This window comes from Devosia sp. Leaf64 (genome assembly GCF_001421945.1).
Lineage (GTDB): Bacteria > Pseudomonadota > Alphaproteobacteria > Rhizobiales > Devosiaceae > Devosia.
This window is the reverse complement of record NZ_LMLO01000005.1, coordinates 35,352-52,883: the sequence shown is the minus strand read 5'-3', so window position 1 is coordinate 52,883 and position 17,532 is coordinate 35,352. Positions and strand designations below refer to the sequence as shown.

Annotated in this window: 8 protein-coding genes; 6 read left to right on the top strand and 2 right to left on the bottom strand. The window is 60.4% G+C overall.

All coding sequences use genetic code 11. The annotated features are described in order from the left end of the window. Positions 1-69 precede the first annotated feature (69 nt). The 3 genes from ASE94_RS02820 (at position 70) to ASE94_RS02810 (ending at position 1,959) form a co-directional block, all read left to right on the top strand. Positions 70-285 (top strand): DUF465 domain-containing protein, encoded by a 216-nt coding sequence (locus tag ASE94_RS02820; RefSeq protein WP_061909677.1) that lies wholly within the window; start codon positions 70-72, stop codon positions 283-285. Between the two features lie 88 nt (positions 286-373). After that, a complete protein-coding gene (purE, locus tag ASE94_RS02815; protein ID WP_061909679.1) occupies positions 374-865 on the top strand; it encodes a 5-(carboxyamino)imidazole ribonucleotide mutase in 492 nt (163 codons plus the stop codon). Positions 866-870: 5 nt separating this feature from the next. Then, complete coding sequence (locus tag ASE94_RS02810; RefSeq protein ID WP_062629129.1) at positions 871-1,959, top strand: 5-(carboxyamino)imidazole ribonucleotide synthase; 1,089 nt, start codon at positions 871-873, stop codon at positions 1,957-1,959. A gap of 232 nt (positions 1,960-2,191) precedes the next feature. On the opposite strand, the gene ASE94_RS02805 is transcribed toward ASE94_RS02810, so the two are convergent. Further along, positions 2,192-2,884: an alpha/beta fold hydrolase gene (locus ASE94_RS02805; protein ID WP_062629128.1), complete on the bottom strand. Its 693-nt coding sequence runs from the start codon at positions 2,882-2,884 to the stop codon at positions 2,192-2,194. Between the two features lie 257 nt (positions 2,885-3,141). Between ASE94_RS02805 and rpsU the strand changes: the two genes are divergently transcribed. From rpsU to ASE94_RS02790, 3 genes are all read left to right on the top strand, one after another. Next, the gene (rpsU, locus tag ASE94_RS02800; RefSeq protein WP_061909685.1) at positions 3,142-3,369 is read left to right on the top strand and encodes a 30S ribosomal protein S21; all 228 of its coding nucleotides are present in this window, start codon (positions 3,142-3,144) and stop codon (positions 3,367-3,369) included. A 227-nt stretch (positions 3,370-3,596) separates the two neighbouring features. Continuing rightward, positions 3,597-4,277: an outer membrane protein gene (locus ASE94_RS02795; protein ID WP_062629127.1), complete on the top strand. Its 681-nt coding sequence runs from the start codon at positions 3,597-3,599 to the stop codon at positions 4,275-4,277. A 77-nt stretch (positions 4,278-4,354) separates the two neighbouring features. After that, positions 4,355-5,338: a DUF429 domain-containing protein gene (locus ASE94_RS02790; RefSeq protein ID WP_244483932.1), complete on the top strand. Its 984-nt coding sequence runs from the start codon at positions 4,355-4,357 to the stop codon at positions 5,336-5,338. Positions 5,339-5,350: 12 nt separating this feature from the next. Here the strand turns inward: ASE94_RS02790 and ASE94_RS20825 are convergent, their stop codons facing one another. Further along, the gene (locus tag ASE94_RS20825; protein WP_062629125.1) at positions 5,351-17,317 is read right to left on the bottom strand and encodes an Ig-like domain repeat protein; all 11,967 of its coding nucleotides are present in this window, start codon (positions 17,315-17,317) and stop codon (positions 5,351-5,353) included. Between the last annotated feature and the right edge of the window lie 215 nt (positions 17,318-17,532).

Below are 17,532 nucleotides of genomic sequence, written 5' to 3'. Positions count from 1 at the left end.
ATCGAAATCAGATGCAAAACAAGGTGTGATGCGTTAACCAAAGGTGAGTGGGAGCAGGGTTTTCCGGTCATGCTGCAGCTCAGCAAGGAACAAGAGGCCCAACTCGGGCTGGAACTGGCGACAAAGCGGCAGGAGCATGCGGATCTTGACGCGGCGATCCACACGCTGACGCAGTCGCAATTTTCCGACAAGATGCTCGTGCAGCGGCTCAAGAAGCGCAAATTGGCGCTGAAAGACCGCATCACCCAGCTCGAAAACATTTTACTGCCCGATATCATCGCCTGAAAAGTCGCTGAGCGCCCCGCCCCGGCTTGAGCGGTCTTTGATTTTGAGCTAGATGCGGTTTTTGCGGAGCGGCAGGGGAGACACCGCCATGCTCAAGCCACCTGTGGCCATCGTCATGGGCAGTCAATCGGACTGGCCGACCATGCGTCTTGCCGCCGAAACACTCGAATCCCTTGAAATCGAATATGAGGCGCGGATCGTCTCGGCGCACCGGACGCCCGAGCGCCTGGTGGATTTTGCTACCAATGCCCGCGCCGAAGGCATCAAGATCATCATCGCCGGGGCTGGAGGCGCCGCGCATCTGCCGGGCATGATCGCCGCGATGACACCGCTTCCCGTCTTCGGTGTGCCGGTGCGCTCCAAGGCACTAAGCGGGCTCGATAGCCTTTATTCCATCGTGCAGATGCCCGGCGGCATTCCCGTCGGCACGCTCGCCATTGGCGAGCCGGGCGCGATCAATGCCGCCCTTTTGGCTGCGGCGGTTCTGGCCCTCAATGATGACGAATTGGCCGACCGGCTCGACGCGCATCGCGAACGGCAGGCGAAGGCCGTGCCGCATTTCCCCTCCGATCTCGAGTAAAACTCTTGGCAGACACTTTTGCGGCGCTGCGCCCCGGCGCCACCATCGGCATTTTGGGCGGTGGCCAGTTGGGCCGGATGCTGGCCCTCGCGGCAGCAAAGCTTGGGCTCAAGAGCCACATCTATTGCCCCGATCCGCAAAGCCCCGCCTTTGACGTGACTCCACTGAAGACCGTCGCGGCATATGATGATGCATCTGCGCTGCGGGCCTTCGCGGCAGAGGTCGATGTCATCACCTATGAATTTGAGAATGTGCCGGCAGCGACGGCCGAAATTCTCGCAAGTTTGAAGCCGCTTCGGCCAGGCGCCAACGCCCTGGCGATCTCGCAGGATCGTTTGGCCGAGAAGAGCTTTCTGGCCTCGAAGAATATTCCGGTCGCGCCCTATCGCGCGGTTCATTCGCTCGATGAGCTCAATGACGCGATCTCTGCGATTGGCCTTCCCGCAGTTCTGAAGACCACGCGGCTTGGCTATGACGGCAAGGGGCAGCGCGTGCTGCGGGCGCCGGAAGACGCGGCATCAGCCTTTGCCGATTTGAAGCCGCATCCGCTGGTGCTCGAAGGTTTTGTGGATTTCGAAAAGGAAATCTCTGTCGTTGTGGCGCGCGGCGCGGATGGCACCGTGCGGGCCTTCGATCCGGCCGAAAATGTCCATCGCGACCATATCCTCTTCACCTCGACGGTTCCCGCCGAGATTGCGCCGGGCATTGCCAAACATGCGGCCATGCTCGCCAAGGTCATCGTCGTTGCGCTCGATTATGTCGGGGTGCTTGGCGTCGAGTTTTTCGTCATCGGCGGCGAGCGCCCGAGCCTCGTCGTCAACGAGATCGCACCCCGCGTCCATAATTCCGGCCACTGGACTGAAGCAGTGTGCCTCACCGACCAGTTCGAACAGCACATCCGCGCCGTTGCCGGCTGGCCGCTCGGCGATCCGCAGCGCTATGCCGATGTGGTCATGCAGAACCTGATCGGCGACGAGGTCGATATTGTCCCCGGCGGCATCGATGGCGATACCCAACCGCATCTTTATGGCAAGGCGGAAGCGCGGCCTGGGCGGAAGATGGGGCACATCAATAAGATTGTGCGGGCGAACTAGTTTTGCTCCAGCGAACGCTGGAGCTTTCCTCACCGAAGGCGAAACGTGTCGCTCCCATCCCTGTCCTCGAAGACCTCCCACCCACTGCACTTCCCTCGGGCTTGACCCGAGGGCCAGTTCGGAAGCCACAAACATTCAGGCATGGGGGAGTGACCCTCGGGTCAAGCCCGAGGGAAGCCCGGTGGGAACTAGACGCCTCGCAGGCAGACTATCCCCTTAGGAACGGTTAAAACTACCGCGCCAACCATTCCCGCATAGCGGTCGCCACCGCCTGTGGCGCTTCGAGCGTCGGGATATGGCCCGCATTGGCAAAGATGGCGAGTTTGGCCTCTGGGATCATCGCTGCCATTTCCTCCGACAGTTCAGGCGGGATCAGCTTGTCCTCGGCCCCGACGCCGACCAAAGTCGGCACAGCAATTTGCCCGAGGTACGGCCGGGAATCGATGCGGGTCATGATCGCGTCTTGCTGGCGCAGATAGACTTCGGACTCGACGCGCAGCGTCATGGCGTGGACGGCTTCGGCGATGGGACTATCGAGATGGATCGGCGCCAATAGGTTCGGCAGACCCATGCGGGACACAAGTGCTGACTTGCCTTGGCGGACAAGTTCCATTTCGGTACGGCGGGCGGTCTTGCGCTCTTCGCTATCGGGCCGCGCATTGGTATCGAGCAGCGCCAGATGGGTCACGCGCTCGGACGCCTGGCGGATGATCTCGAGAACCACATAGCCGCCCATCGAAAGCCCCGCGAGGGCAAAGCGCGGCGGCGCCGCGGCAAGTATCCGCGCAGCCATTCCAGTAACGCTATCGTCGCGCGAAACGTCGGCCACCACCGGCGCCACGCGCTCGTCGAGACGCTCGATCACGGCATGCCACAGGTAGGCATCGCAGCGAAGGCCGGGAACGAGGACGAGCGGCTGGAACATGGTGGTCTCCTTAAGTCAGGCAAGACGTAGAATGCCGGCTTGCTGCGAGCAAGACAGTGATGGCGCTCGCGTTGGTTGAGCGTAGGAGTCTTGAGCCAGTTTTGGGCGGTATTCGGCGGCTTTTACAGTGGACAGAGCCGCAATCTTACTCTATAGACCCCGCCACGGTGACCGGCGCTGCTGGTCGGCGACGTGGCTCTGCGGCTCCGGCGCTTCCATCCTAGCACATTGCCAAGTTTTGAAGGGGCAGTTGACCTTTGCAAGTAGTCGTTCGCGATAATAACGTTGACCAGGCGCTGCGCGCCCTGAAGAAGAAGCTGCAGCGCGAAGGCGTCTTCCGCGAAATGAAGCTGCGCAACTATTACGAGAAGCCCTCTGAAAAGAAGGCTCGCCAGAAGGCCGAGGCCGTCCGTCGCGCCCGCAAGCTGGCTCGCAAGCGCGCACAGCGCGAAGGCTTGATTGCAGCGCCACCGGCTCGCAATTAGGTTTTGCGAACAGTCTGAATTTGAAAGCGCCGCCCTTCGGGGTGGCCTTTTTGTTTTGGCGCCAGGATTTCGCTTAGGCAGCGGGCGGGCCAACTTATCCCCTGCCCTAACAAACCCCTTCACAAAAGCATAAAACCTTCGGCGTTAACCTTATTCCTTACCCCGTCGTTAAGACCTTCGGACGATTTTGGGCCTTGATGTTAAGGCTCATTTTCGACGAGGCCCGAATGAAACGCTCAGCCATTGTGATGTCAGCCCTTCTGACGCTTACCGCGTCTGCGAGCGCAGCCGACCTGGGCTGGAACGGCGGCGGCGCCCCCGCTACGTCCACCATGTTTTCCTCCACGTCCGTTGCGGATTGGAACGGGTTTTATGCCGGCGTGAACGGCGGCTACCTCTGGGGCAATACCACCACCAGCCCTGCGATCAATAATACCAACAATAACAGCTCCGGCTGGACCGCTGGCGGTCAGCTCGGCTTCAACATGGATATGGGCGGCTTCGTCGTCGGCGCTGAAGCCGATCTGCAGTGGGCCAACCTTGCCTATAGCGAGCCACTCGGCAACGGCAGCACGTTCGAAAGCAAGCTCGACATGTTCGGTACCGCCCGCGCTCGCGCCGGTGGCACCTTCGGTCAGGTCATGCCCTTCGTGACCCTCGGCGCCGCCTTCGGTCGCGGCACGTCCCAGGTCCTCAATGGCGGCGTCACCACGTCCCAGAACGCCACCCATTTCGGCTGGACCGCCGGCGTCGGTATCGAAGCCAAGGCCACCGACAATCTCTCGGTCAAGGCCGAGTACCTCTATGTCGATCTCGGCAACCAGACCTACAATGGTCTCCCCGGCGGCAGCCGCGAAATCGGCCAGCGCTTCAGCGTCATCCGCGCCGGTGTCAATTACGCGTTCTAATCGCGCGTCGATGTTAACGGAATGCTAACAGAACAAGGCCCGCAGGCAGCGCTGCGGGCCTTCTCTGTTTTAGTCCCGTGGAGAACGTTTCTCGATTGCCGAACATTCGACCTTCACAAAATATCTCCGCCGATGTGGGCCTGATCGCACATTGCGACTGGAGCAAAACTCCATCCAAACGCTGGATGAGCCTCGCTTGCCGGACAGAGAGCGGCTGGCAAATTTCCGCACCCGAACCCGTCGGCAGCACCGAAACGCTCTTCGAGAGACTGGCAAAACGAAAGCGCGAAAACGGCGCGCTCCTTTTAGGCGTCGATTTTTCGATAGGTTTACCAGCAGCTTACGCTAAAGCCGCCGGCATAACGGGCTTTCGAGAGTTCCTGAATTCCATCGGAAAGGGCAAGTGGCCGACCTGGCTCGACGTCGCCACAACCCCTGAAGAAATCGGAATTCACCGCCCCTTCTATCCCGCACGCCCCGGCAGCGCGAAGCGAGCCCATCTCCTCGACGCCCTAGGCCTAACGGCTTGGGACGACCTCCTCCGCCTCTGCGAACGCGCCAGCAAAGAAAGACCAGCCGCCGCCAGCCTCTTCTGGACCATGGGCGGCAACCAAGTTGGCAAAGCCGCCATCTCCGGCTGGCAGGAGCTTATCATTCCCAACCTCGATCGCATCGCACTATGGCCCTTCGACGGGCCTTTGCACGAGCTTGTCCGGACCAATGACATTGTCATCGCTGAAACTTATCCCGGCGATATCTATAGCCAAATCGGCTTTCCCAAACGCGGCTGGAGCAAGCGAAAGCAAGGCGATCGCGTCAGATTTGCCGATAGTTTCGCCCAATGGTTCATGGAAAAACCCCACGTGAAGCCAGGCGCAATACTGCCATTGATCGCGACGGGCTTCGGCGAAGACCCGCATGCGGAAGACCGCTTCGATTCTCTTGTCGGTCTAATTGGCATGATCGATGTGGTCGACGGAGGGCGCTATGACGGCGCGCCGGATACCCCGCAAATCAGCGAGATCGAGGGCTGGATGCTTGGTCATCGGCGAAGCGGATAGTTCAGAAATCGCCTAGAATTTCGCGCCTATGCCACCCCTGACTGTCACGGAACGGAACCCCGTCGCGTCAAGATCTGCACCAAATTCGCCGTTGAGCGTGAGCCCATTTGGGCTCGAATAGCCAAAGCCCACCGTGCTGCGACCATAGAGGCGGCTGTCGACACTGAGATCGCCAAGAACGCTGTCAGACAGCCCGAGTTCGATCTCTGCCTTTGGCGTCAGGACGTGCCCGCCTTCCAAATCGATGCCGTATTCAAGGGCGCTCCCCAGGCCCAGCTTGAATTCCGTCTGCCGCTCAATTTCGACCAGAACGGCATCCCCGGTCTCGTTGCGCACGAGATAGTCGCCACCATCTTCGCTTGAAAGCGTCATGAGCACGCTCGGCCGGATGGTGAGGGCGTCGTGCTCCCAGAAACCGCTGAGATCGAGATTGGCAAGGAACCGCTCCGTGCCGAACGAGCCAGCGAAATATTGGCCAAACATTTCCGCAACCGCGTCGTTCTGCGATTGGCCATAGAGGAGACTGCCGTCGAGAGAGAGGTGCTCGGAGAGGGCCACTGAACCATAGATGCCTGCGAGATAACCGGTGCCGCTCACTGACCCCTTGCTCGAATTGTCGTGCATCCAATCCCCCTGCAGCACTGCGCCGAGCAACGCAGTATCGCCAATCAGGTAGTCGGCGCCGATGGCCAGGGTCGAGAAGTCGCCCCAGTGCGTATCGACACCAGCTTGCGCGTGGAGCGTCATCTGCGCGTCGATCCAGATATTGACCGGAAGGGGCTCCAGCGCGACCGAAGTTGCCAGATTTTCTGCAGCCTTTGCCGCGCCCCAACTCATGACGTCAGCCAGGCTCGAGGTGAAGCCGAGGATCTGGCTTGTGCCATCGGCCCGCGCAATGACCGTGCCGGGGCGCCGGCCGGGCGCAATGCGGCGTCGATCAAAAATATCAGGGAGACGAAGAGCCGTTGCCACGAGCTTCTGCCGCGTCGTCATGAACTCTTCGGTCATCGTGGCGAACTGTTCAGCGACTGCCGCCGCCTGCAAGGTGATCGACGTTCCTGAGACGATGGCGCCGATCCCATCGACCACCGCTGTGCCAGGCAGATCAACGCGGCCGGCCTGCATGTCGGCTTCGGTGATCGTATATGACCCCGTACAGACCATGGTCGCAAAGGCCGCCAGACTATCCGACGGACACGTCACCGCCATAGCCGCGGAACTGACGCCGAGGCCCGTCAGATCGACACCACCCGTCGCAACGAGCGTATAGATGACCTCGATCCGCTGACCGAGCGCGACGAAGGCCTCGGGACGTGTGCTCATCGAGAAACTGACGCCATCGGCGCCGATCACGCGCTGGCTCAACGCTGGTGACTGGCTCGCGGCATGGAGCGCCGTGCCGCCATAATAGGCGATGATCGAATGCGTGCCGGACGCAAAGCCGGGCACGGTATATTGCGCTAGTCCCCCGCCAAGCGTGGCGCGCCCCAAGAGAATGTTGCCGCTATAAAACACTACAGACCCCGACGGCGAACCAGTTGGCGTCTGCACGGCAGCCGTAAAGGTTACGGGCTGGCCCACGCCCACTGCAGCGGCCGAGGTCGAGAGAGCGGTGCTTGTGGCTTCAAGGCCCGACATCATGACGATGCGGCGCCGAAGCGGCGCAGCGGCGTTTGATTGATAGACGGCGTCTCCCGAATAGATGACCGTCATCTCGCCTTCCGTCGCGTCCGGAAAGACCATGCTGGCCGTTGCGTGGTCACCCACAAGGTTAGCTGAAACCTGATCGCTCCAAGTGCTGCTGGCGAAGCGGAACAGGACTGATCCCGTGGGCATGCCACTGCCCGATAGCGAGAAAACGCGCGCCGACAGGGTGGCAAGAGCGCCGGGAACGGGACGGTTAGGCGAAATGGTGAAGCTTACCGTCGTATCGCCCATGACCTGATGGTTGATCTGGGCGCTGGCCGCATTGAAATAGGTGTCCCCGTCATAACTGACTAAAAGCGTATGGACGCCTGGGCCAAAAAGGGTTTCGGGAACGGAAAACTGCGCGGTCGGCCCTGCAAGCGTGATGACCTGATCGGCAAAGAGTCCGTCGGCGTGACGAAGTTTCAGTGTTCCGCTGGGCGTGCGACCGGTTAGAGCGACAGGTGTCAACGTAACGTCGATGACGAAATCGGTGCCATTATTGGTGGCATCGACCGCAAGATCGACATCGTCGCGGACGACGGGTTGGTTGAGGACCGCCGACTGGCTTGCAGCATCGATCAGATTGAGTGGACCAAGATATCGCGCCGTGAACGCTGTATCGGCGGCGAGAGGCGGTGTGACAAATGTCGCTGAGCTCGCGCCGTTGGTCACCGATGTTCCGATCACACTGCCATCGGCTAGGAACTCTATCGTTGCGGAGGATGGCAGGCCGCTGGCGGGTGCCTGTCGCTCGACTTCGGCCGTCAATGTGACCGTCTCGCCAACAAGTGTTCTGGGCGCTGACGCTGAAAGGTTGAGCTTGGTCGGCGCACTCACCGGAACGACCGGCGAGGTGTCTGAACTCGCATTGAAGTTCCCCTCGCCAAGGTATCGCGCCTCAATGTTCCGCGTATCGAGATCGAAAAATGCATAATCAAGGCTCGCAACACCTATGGCATCAACTGCGCTCCTGCCGAGCACAGTGCCTGACGGCTGCGCCACGAACTCGACGTCGCCAGTCGGGATCAACCCAGACAGCGCGGTTATTTCAGCCCTCATCGTGATCATTTGGCTGATGACCGGCGACGCAGTTGAGAGCGAAAGATCGGTAAACGAGTCTTCAGATACCGTCGAGACGTGCATGACACGATGGGCCATGCGGGGCGATGCACTGGCGCGGAACACGTGATGGAGCGGGTAATTCACCCATATGTCATGAGTACCGACGGGCAGCTCATCGGTCGAGAATGTTGCTTCTCCGCCCACGAGTGTCTCCTCGCCGAGCTTCGTTGTTCCGGCAAAGAACTCCACATCGCCAATGGCGTCTAACGCATGGGCCGGCACGAGATCGACGGTGGCCACGAATGTGGACGTCGCGCCTTCCATTGCCGAGGCCGGACCCGTGACGGTGACCACCGTGTCTGCACTGACGGTTATGTTCACCTCTGCGGATGCGCCAAGGTCGAGCGCTGGGTCGTCTGGCTCAAACTCCGCGCGTAGAATATGGAGCCCAGGATCCAATGTGCTAATCAGCGTGCGCGTCCCTCCAACGGCCGGACCAGAGTCGATGGGCGCATTATCCAGGTAGAATTTAAGAGTGCCGGCACTCACCGGACCGCTTGAAGGCGCAAGTCGCCCGACGCTTGCGACAACCACAAGCCTATCGTCATGCCGGCTGATCGAGAGATTGCCGCTGATGCTGGCTTCCGTGGCTGCTGCTGTGGCCGACACGGTAAGCTGTGCGGAACTGGAGCCCAGAAAGCCCGAGGCACCGAGATATTCGGCCTCCACCGTTTGCGAAGCAAGCCCGATCGGCCACTCGATTTCCGCGCGGCCCTGAGCGTCGAGAAGCTCGCTGCCAATCGTCGCGCCGTTGGATTTAAAGACCAGGGTACCACCCGGAATACCGCCCGACGACAGCACCTCCGCACTCAAGACCACCCGCTCCCCCACCACGGGGCTTGAGGAGGATGGCGTGAGGTTGACGGTCGTCACGCTCGGCGTGCTGGCGCCTGCGGGCGCAATCGTCAAGGTGTAGGTTTTAGAACCGCTATTGCCCAGATTGTCTGTGGCCGTGATCGTGAAGGAGAATTGGCCGTCGGCCGAAGGCGTACCGAAAAGCAAGCCGCTGGTATTATCGATCGACAGATTGGGAGGAAGGTCAGGGGCCGCGTCAATCTGAAACGTGAACGGGCCAGTCCCATTGGTTGGCTGGACCAGCTCGGAATAGGGCACGCCATTTTCGGCATCGGGAAGGCTAGCGGGGAGCGCGAGTGGAATGAACGCCTCAGAAACGACGAGGGTGTGGCTCTGACTGACGAAAAAACCGTCTCCATCGGTCGCCTGGATAGTGAAGGTAAACGAGCCATCGGTTGTCGGCGTGCCCGTGATCGCGCCGGATGCATCGATCGAGAGGCCGGGCGGCGCATTGATCAGTCGATAGACGAAGCTCGAGCCAGACAATGTACTCGTCGCATCCACATCGGCGGTATAGGGCACACCCACACGACCCGTCGGCGGAACCATACCGCTCAAGCTCAATCCTGGCGGAGCCACGTTCAGGTCAAAGGTATGAGATTTGAAATAGTCGCCGTCCTTTACCGTGATTTCGAAACGGAAAGGTCCCGCTGCGGTGGGCGTTCCGCTGAGCATACCGGTCGTTGGCGCGAGGCTGACACCCGGCGGCAAGGCACCAGCGGTGACGCTATAGCTGACATTCGCGACAGGGGTGCCTGATGCCGCAACGTTGCGCGTATCGAGTTGCCTGAAAGGCCAATCCGCCAACGCACCGGAGAAGCTGAGGGCGCCGCTTTCATTGCTGAGCACGGTCAAATCAAAGAGCGCCGAACCGGTAAAGCCATTCTCGTCGGTCGCAGTTATTTCGAACGAGAACCGGCCTTGGGCGGTCGCAGAGCCCGAGAGCGTCCCGTCTGTCGCAAGAGCAAGACCCGGCGGAAGCGTTCCTGCGCTCAGCGAGAACTTGAGCACTCCAGCACCATTGCCTGACGCAGCGAACTGATAAGGTGCGAACGGCGATGCCAGTATCGTTTCGGTGAGACTGCCGCCGGCTAGCGTAATCGTCGGCGCGTCGACCTGCAGCGCATAGGTCGCGGTGCCGTCAAAACCATTGCTGTCGCGGATGGGAACGACGATGGGGAAGGCACCCGCTTCAGTCGGCGAGCCGGCCAACGTCCCTGTCGCCGGATCAAAGGACAGACCTGCCGGAAGCCCCGTGGCTGCGCCAAAAGTGTAGATGCCAGAACCACCGCTGACGGCGATCTGAGCGGAATAAGCCGTCCCCGCGGTACCAGTTGCCAACGCACTTGCCGAGGTGAATGCCGGGGCCACGACGGAGAGCGAATAGCTCTGGCTATTCTCAAGACCGGTCAAGGTATTCGTCGCAGTCACCGTAAACGCGTAGGTCCCGGCCGTTGTCAGTGTCCCTGAAATGTCGCCCGTGACCGGGTCAAGACTGAGACCGGCGGGCAGGTCCAAGCTCACATAGGTGAAAGTGCCGCCCCCATTGGTCACTCCTGCCGTGTCAGAGTCAGGCTCGCCCGCAATCCAAGGTGGCAGGGTCGGATTCAATATGGCGGTGCCCAGATGGGTGCTGATGATGACGGTGTAGGCATGCTCGACAGTGAAGCCATTGGCATCGCGAGCCTCGATGTCAAAGGTATATGTGCCGACGAGCGATGGCGTACCGGACAACGTGCCCTGAATTGTTGCCATGGCACCCAGCGTCAAACCGGGCGGTAGTGTCCCTCCCTTAAGGACCAAGCTATAAGGCGCGACGCCCCCCGCTATCGAAAACGTCGCGCTATAGGGGCGAGTGGTTTCGTGGGCAGTATCACTGAGGACGCCAAGCGAAAGGACCGGCGGCGCGACAACCAGGGTAATTGTGGCCGTGCCGATGAAGCCATTTGCATCTTTGGCCTCGACATCGAAGCTCACAGAACCGGCAGCGTCGGGTGTGCCCGTAAGGTCACCGGCTGCTGTAAGGGATAGCCACGCTGGTTTGTCGGGGCTGGTGAAGGTGTAAGTGCCCTGCCCGCCCACCGCCGTCAGATTTGCCGAAAAAGCAGCGCCGAATGCGGCGGAGGTCCCTGAGATCGAAACCACGATCGATGGCGGGACCACGACCAGAGCAAAGCCTTGGCTCGATGTGTCGCCGGAGCCGGTGTCGGTCGCCGCGACGATGAAAGCATGATTGCCGACGTCGGTCGTGGTTCCAGAAACCACGCCAGTCTGCGGATCGAACTGGAGGCCCTGAGGCAACGTGCCCGAAACAATCTGATAGGTGTAGCTTCCAGAGCCACCCGTAGCATTGAAGGCATGGGAATATGCCGCGCCCGCGACGACCGCAGGCGGCGGCGTCATTGTGAGCACAGAGGCAGCGGCGATCGCAAAGGTGTAGCGCTGGGTACCAACACGCGGCACGGGCAAGGAGCTGTCGATGGCAGTGATTGTGAAGTCAGCAGTGCCCGATTGGCTCGGTATGCCAGACAACAAGCCCGTCGTGGTATCGAGCTGCAGGTCAAATGGCAGGCTGCCCGCTGAGACGCTGTAGGTATAGGGACCCGTCGCGCCAACCGCTGCGATCGACTGAAGATAATGTTGCCCCTCACGGGCGGGCGGCAGGCTTGCCGGCAGGGTGACCACGGGCACCACGGTGGTGACGAACGAAGCCGATGCCTGCCCGGAAAAACCGTTGGCGTCTGTGACTGTGAACGTCACCGGATAGGTCCCTGCGGCTGAGGGAATACCGGTCACGGCGCCTGTATCTGCATCGAGTACCAGTCCGGGCGGCAGTGGATCGGCACCGATCGCATAGGTGTAGGGGGCAGCGCCTGCCGAGGCAGTGATTGAACCGCCGGGATAGGCAACGCCCACTTCGCCTGCGGGCATGTTGGCTGACGCCGCGATCACTGGCGCGGTGAAGGTCACCGGATAGGTTCTGCTGCCCACAACGCCATTGGTATCGGTTGCGGTCAGGACAAGGTTGAACGTTCCGGTTTGGCGCGTGGTCCCTGCGACAATGCCCGTCGTTGGATCGACATTAATCCCCGATGGTGCCCCCGATAGCGCGAACAAATAAGCGCCAGCGCCGCCCGTGACGGTAGGCGCTACACTTTGATAACGGATCCCAGCGACACCGCTTGGTGGAAGACTTGACGTGATGAGCACCGCGACGGGAACGACGATGGTAATCGAATAACTGCCTGTGGTGACCGGCTGGTCGTTTGCGTCGACCACATCGACGTCAAAGGTGAACGATCCAGCGGACAAGGGGCGCCCGGTAATTTGCCCCGTTGCCGCATCCATCTGCAGACCCGGCGGAAACCCGGTGCCGTGCGTGACAAAATAGGGACCTGTACCACCGACGGCAGTGACCGAACCGAAATAGTCCGCGCCGACTTCCCCAGGGGGAACATGCGAGACGAGCGTCACACTGATTGGCGCAGGGTCGACCACGAGCACAGCAGACGCGCTGGCCGGCAAGATATCTGGTGTTCCGCTGAAATCGGCAGCGACGGTGAAGCTGCCAGCGCTTGGGAACGCTGTTGAGTAAGAAGCCTTTCCGGACGCGTTGAGTTGGACCGTTGCCGGAGACATGCCGGGAGCGCTGAAGGTGACATCGCTTGGCGGAAACAGGCCAGGCGCAGCGACCGTGAGTTCAAACACCACCGGCTGTCCCGCAGTGGCGGGGCTCGGGCTGACAACAAGGGCAACGTTTGGTGTCGCTCGTTCGATGGTGACGCCAATGCGCTCGTCAAAACTTGCCCCATAGTCTCGACCTGCGACATAGCGGGCGATGACCACATATTGTCCCGCAGACAATGCCGGTAAGTCGAAGTCCGCAGAGCCACCCACAAGGGCCGAGGTGCCGACAACAGTCCCATTGACCAAAAATTCGACGATGCCCGACGGTGTTCCCGCCCCCGCAGTCAGGGCCGTAACGACGGCTGTGGCAGTGATCGGATCGCCAAAGCGCAAAGGTGCGGCGGGCAAGGATAAAGCCGTGCTGGTGGCAGCCGCGACAACGACCTGCCCGCCAGCAAGCGCGTCGCGCGCAGGACCGTATTCATGCGTACCGGCATAAACCGCTTCCACAGCGTGATTGCCGCCTGACACAAATGCGTAATCGAGCGTGGCGGAGCCATTCACGAGGGGTTTTCTGATTGGCGCCGAAGTGTCTCCATCTATGATGAAATCGACTGTGCCGGTTGGGGTAAAAGCACCCGTCGTCAGGTCTGCGCGGAACGTGGCCAGCTCACCTACATGAAGAAGCGCAGGGGGCCCGGAAATTCTAAGCGTCGTCGTTTTGTGCGTAATGACGACAGGGGGCGCCAGCGTCGCGCTGGAGGTGTCATGATTGTTCTGCGTGGCGTAGGAGGCGCTGACGGCGTGCGAACCGACTGTCAAAGCGCTCAATGTCAGTCGCGCTTTGCCGCCAACCAAGGAGCGGGCGCCATAAGCGGTCCCATCGACCATAAAGACCACGTTGCCCGACGGCGTCCCCACGCCGGTTACCTCAGCCACCAACTCGACGGCAGTCCCCAATTCCGCGGTCAAGGGCGTCGCGGACAAAGCCATGAGGGTGCTCGCCGGGGTAACTGTCTGTCCGCCGCTTAGAGCGCCCGTCGCAGGCAGGATATGGCTATCGCCTGAATAGCTTGCTGAGATGGTGTGATTGCCGACATCGAGGCCAGGAAGGCTCAGCACCGCCACGCCATTGGCAAATGAATCAGCAGATCTTGGCGAACCGTCCACCGTGAAAGTTATCGTGCCGGATGGCACAAGAGCGCCTGTATTGAGGCGCGCCTCGATCGTCGGACTGCTCCCATAGACTGATACGGCCGCAGAACTAACAACGGTGAGCGCAGATGGAGCCCGTTGGATGGTCAAACCACCGGCCAAAGGCACGGTCGCGCTTTGGAAATCGGTCGTCTGCGCATAGCTGGCAGTGACGAGATAAAATCCTGGCTCCAATGTCGGAACGGCCAGTTGCGCCCTGCCATTCGTGATCGGAGCCTGGTAGCTCGTCCCATTGATGTCGAAGACGATGTTACCAGGAAGCGACCCTCCCGCTGAAGAAATATCGGCAGTAAGGGTCGCGGATTGCCCATAGGCGATCGCATTGGCACTCGCTGATACGCTTAGAGAAACCAGCGCCCTATCAACGTGTAAGTCACCGGCGAGAATGCCCGTCGATTGCTCGAGATCAGAGTCTCCAGAATATTCAACCCTGACAACATGAGTGCCGACGGAAGACGGCGTGACGGAAACATTCGCCATACCTGCTGTAAGCAACACATCGTCCGCGACCAGCGTGTTGTCGATGTAGACATCGACCGTGCCTGTCGGCGTTGCGGCTGTGGAGTTGACCTTGACCGAAAAGGTCACAGTCCCGCCTAGCGCGATTGAAGGCGCCGAGGTGGTGACTTCAGTCGAGGTCAAAGCCTTGTTGACCTGATGCTGCACACTGGCAACTGGGCTCGCGCTAAAGCTGGTCGTTGCAGTATAGCTTGCCGTAATCTGCCGCTGCCCCACGGCAAGGGCAGTCGTTTTGGCCAAGGCTACACCTGCGTGAAGCTCCGCCGATCCAAGAGACTGCCCGTCGACCATGAAGGTCACATCGCCAATTGGCACACCACCTAGGGATGTCACCTCTGCACGAAGCGTGACTTCATCTTTGAACCGACTGGGTTCAGGTGAAACGGTGAGGTTCAGAGCAGTATCGGCAGGGCGCACCTGGTAGCCACTGGCGAGCGTATCGGTGCTCTGGATAAAGCCTGCATCCCCGCTATAGACGGCGGTTACTGTATACGTGTTCACCGCAAGGCTCGGCAGGGAGAGGACTGCCGTACCATTGACGAGGTTTTGCGCGGGTTGCTGTGCCCCGTTGAGCGAGAAGGTGACGCTTCCCGTCGGAGTGCCGACGCCAGGCGCGAGCGCTTCGACATGAGCGGTGAACACCGCAGCGGCGCCAAATGCCCCGCTCGCAGCAGTGCTTGAAATCGTGGTGGTCGTGGCGGCACGGTCAACAGTGTGGCCACCTGGAAGCGAGCCAGTTGTCGAAAGAGCGTTGGCACTCCCGCTATAGGCTGCCGATACGGTGTGATTGCCCACTGCGAGCGAGGAACGCGTGAGTGTCGCCTCACCATTGACGAGGGTCACCCCGGGCAAAACCTGCTGATTGTCGATCGTGAATATTATCGACCCCGTTGCCGGGCCGCCCGGCGCGGAAGCACGGGCCGTAAAAGTCACCGCCTGCCCGGTTACAGTTGGTTCAGGCGTCGCGGTCAACAAAACAGAGGATGTCGCTTTACTGACGGTGTGTACGACAGCGCCTGAAACGCTGGCCGAAAAACTGCCGGACACCTGATAGGCGGCGGTGATACTGCGATCGCCAATCGCAAGGCCCGACAGCGATACCGTGGCTTCTCCACCAACGAGCGGGGCGTCTGGCCCCGGGACGCCATCAATACTGAAGACAACCCTGCCACCCGGAGCACCTGCGACCGACGAAACGCGAGCGACCGCCGTCGGCGTATCGCCAAACTGGCTGTTTGCCGAACCCAAGGTGAGCGTGGTCGTGGTCGAGGCCGGCGAAACGACCTGTCCGCCTGAGAGAACCCCATCCCCGGTCCGGAAATTGGTAGAGCCTCCATAGTGAGCCTCCACAAGATGTGTGCCACCGGAAAGATTAAGCGCGGTGAAGTTTGCAACACCGCCGACGACAGGCACCGGCGTCTGTGCAACACCGTCGATCTTGAAGGTAACCGTGCCAGTCGGCGTGCCGCCAGAAGAGGTAACTGTTGCGGCGAAGGTTGCCTGCTGACCATAGACCACGGCACCCGGACCCGTGACTTGGACAGTGGTGGCCGCTTGATCGACCTGCTGGGAAGCCGACGTATTGGAGCCGGTGAAATTGCTCGTGGGATGATATGTCGCCAACACGGCATGTGTCCCGACACCAAGCGGCGGCATGGCGATACTGGCTTTGCCGCTGACAAGACTGACCGGCGCATAGGCAACGCCATCGACGGTGAAAACCACGGTGCCCACCGGCGTGATCTGGGAGGCCTCGACAGTGGCGGTAATTGTGCCGGCCTGGCCAAAAGTGCTCGGATTTGGCGAAAGACTGAGCGTAGTCGTCGTCGCTGCAGGCGTGACGGACCGGTAAGCTGGGCTCGAAACACTGGCAGCATGACCCGATGAGCCCGAATATTTGGCAATGATAGACCGCGTGCCGGCGGCAAGTGCTGTGGTCGTGAAGGTCGCCGTGCCCGCCTGCAAAGCGACCGCCCGCTGATCGACGCCATCGATGGAAAACACCACCGTGCCGGTGGGCGTCGACACGCTGGGCGCAGTCGCACTGACTTGAGCCGTCAGCGTCACAGACTGGCCATAAGCGCTTGGGGTTGGATTTGAAGCGACGGTCGTACTGGTCACCGCTAGTGCGACCCCGTGCCCTCCGGCCAGCGTGCCGCTAGCGCCACCAAAGTTCGCATTCCCGAGATAGTTCGCGGTCACCGCATATGTGCCGACCGGCAAATCCGAACGCGATAGGGTCGCAACGCCGTTGCTCAAGGCAACCGGCGATTGCTGTACACCACCGATCGAGAAAACCACATCGCCCGTGGGTGTTCCACCAATCGAACTCGCGCTTGCCTGAAACTGAACCGACTGACCAAAAAACGACTGACTTGCGCCCGAAACGGCTAGTGTTGTCGGCGCGGGCGCCGGATTACAGGTGAGCGAGACAGTAACGCGGTTCGACTGGCTTAGGGCGGCCGTCGCATCGACATGGGCCGCCTGCAGCAGGGCGGAGCCAGTCGCCGCAATTGTTCCATTGATGACATAGCTGGTATTAGTGGCATTGGTAACGGTCGCGCCAAGGATCGTTGCGGGCAAGATGTTGTTGTAGAGGATTTGCAATACTGCGCCGGCTTTGGCCGGATTGCTCGTATAGGCAAAGCGAATTTCGTCGCCGGCATAAAAAACCTGCGTCGTCAGCAACAGTCCTGCGGTGGATGGCGGACCCGAATAGTTCATCACGCCCGAATTGACGTAAGTGCAACCGGGCGACGCTGCGGCGGCGACACCCGTCAGCGCGAAGAAGCACAGCGATGCTGGAATGCAATGGCGAAGAGGCTGGATAAGAAGACGGGCGCAGCAGATGGCGAGGACTGTCGCCAGCCACTGAATAACACCGATAACGAAGTCATTACGCCAAAGGCGCGTAAAGATCGGTACCACCGAAAACCCAGACAGAAAGAGCACAACACCAATTGTGACCGTCTGAACGCTTTCGAATTGCCAACTGGAAAGAAAAACGTTAACTGTTGTTAACTAAATCGGAGCCTGACGCTGGCGCGATATTCCAGAAGCGCTGCGATCGAAAGCCGTCATGACGCCGATTGTCAGTATGCTTAACGCGGATTATTCGAGATATTGTGGGTTCTTGGTACGGAATATTCCGTATCTGGCGCGATTCG

Coding starts and splice junctions, on each gene's coding strand:
- ASE94_RS02805 (WP_062629128.1), bottom strand. CDS start 2,884: ATGTTCCAGCCGCTCGTCCTCGTTCCCGGCCTTCGCTGCGATGCCTAC.
- ASE94_RS02795 (WP_062629127.1), top strand. CDS start 3,597: ATGAAACGCTCAGCCATTGTGATGTCAGCCCTTCTGACGCTTACCGCG.
- ASE94_RS02820 (WP_061909677.1), top strand. CDS start 70: ATGCTGCAGCTCAGCAAGGAACAAGAGGCCCAACTCGGGCTGGAACTG.
- purE (WP_061909679.1), top strand. CDS start 374: ATGCTCAAGCCACCTGTGGCCATCGTCATGGGCAGTCAATCGGACTGG.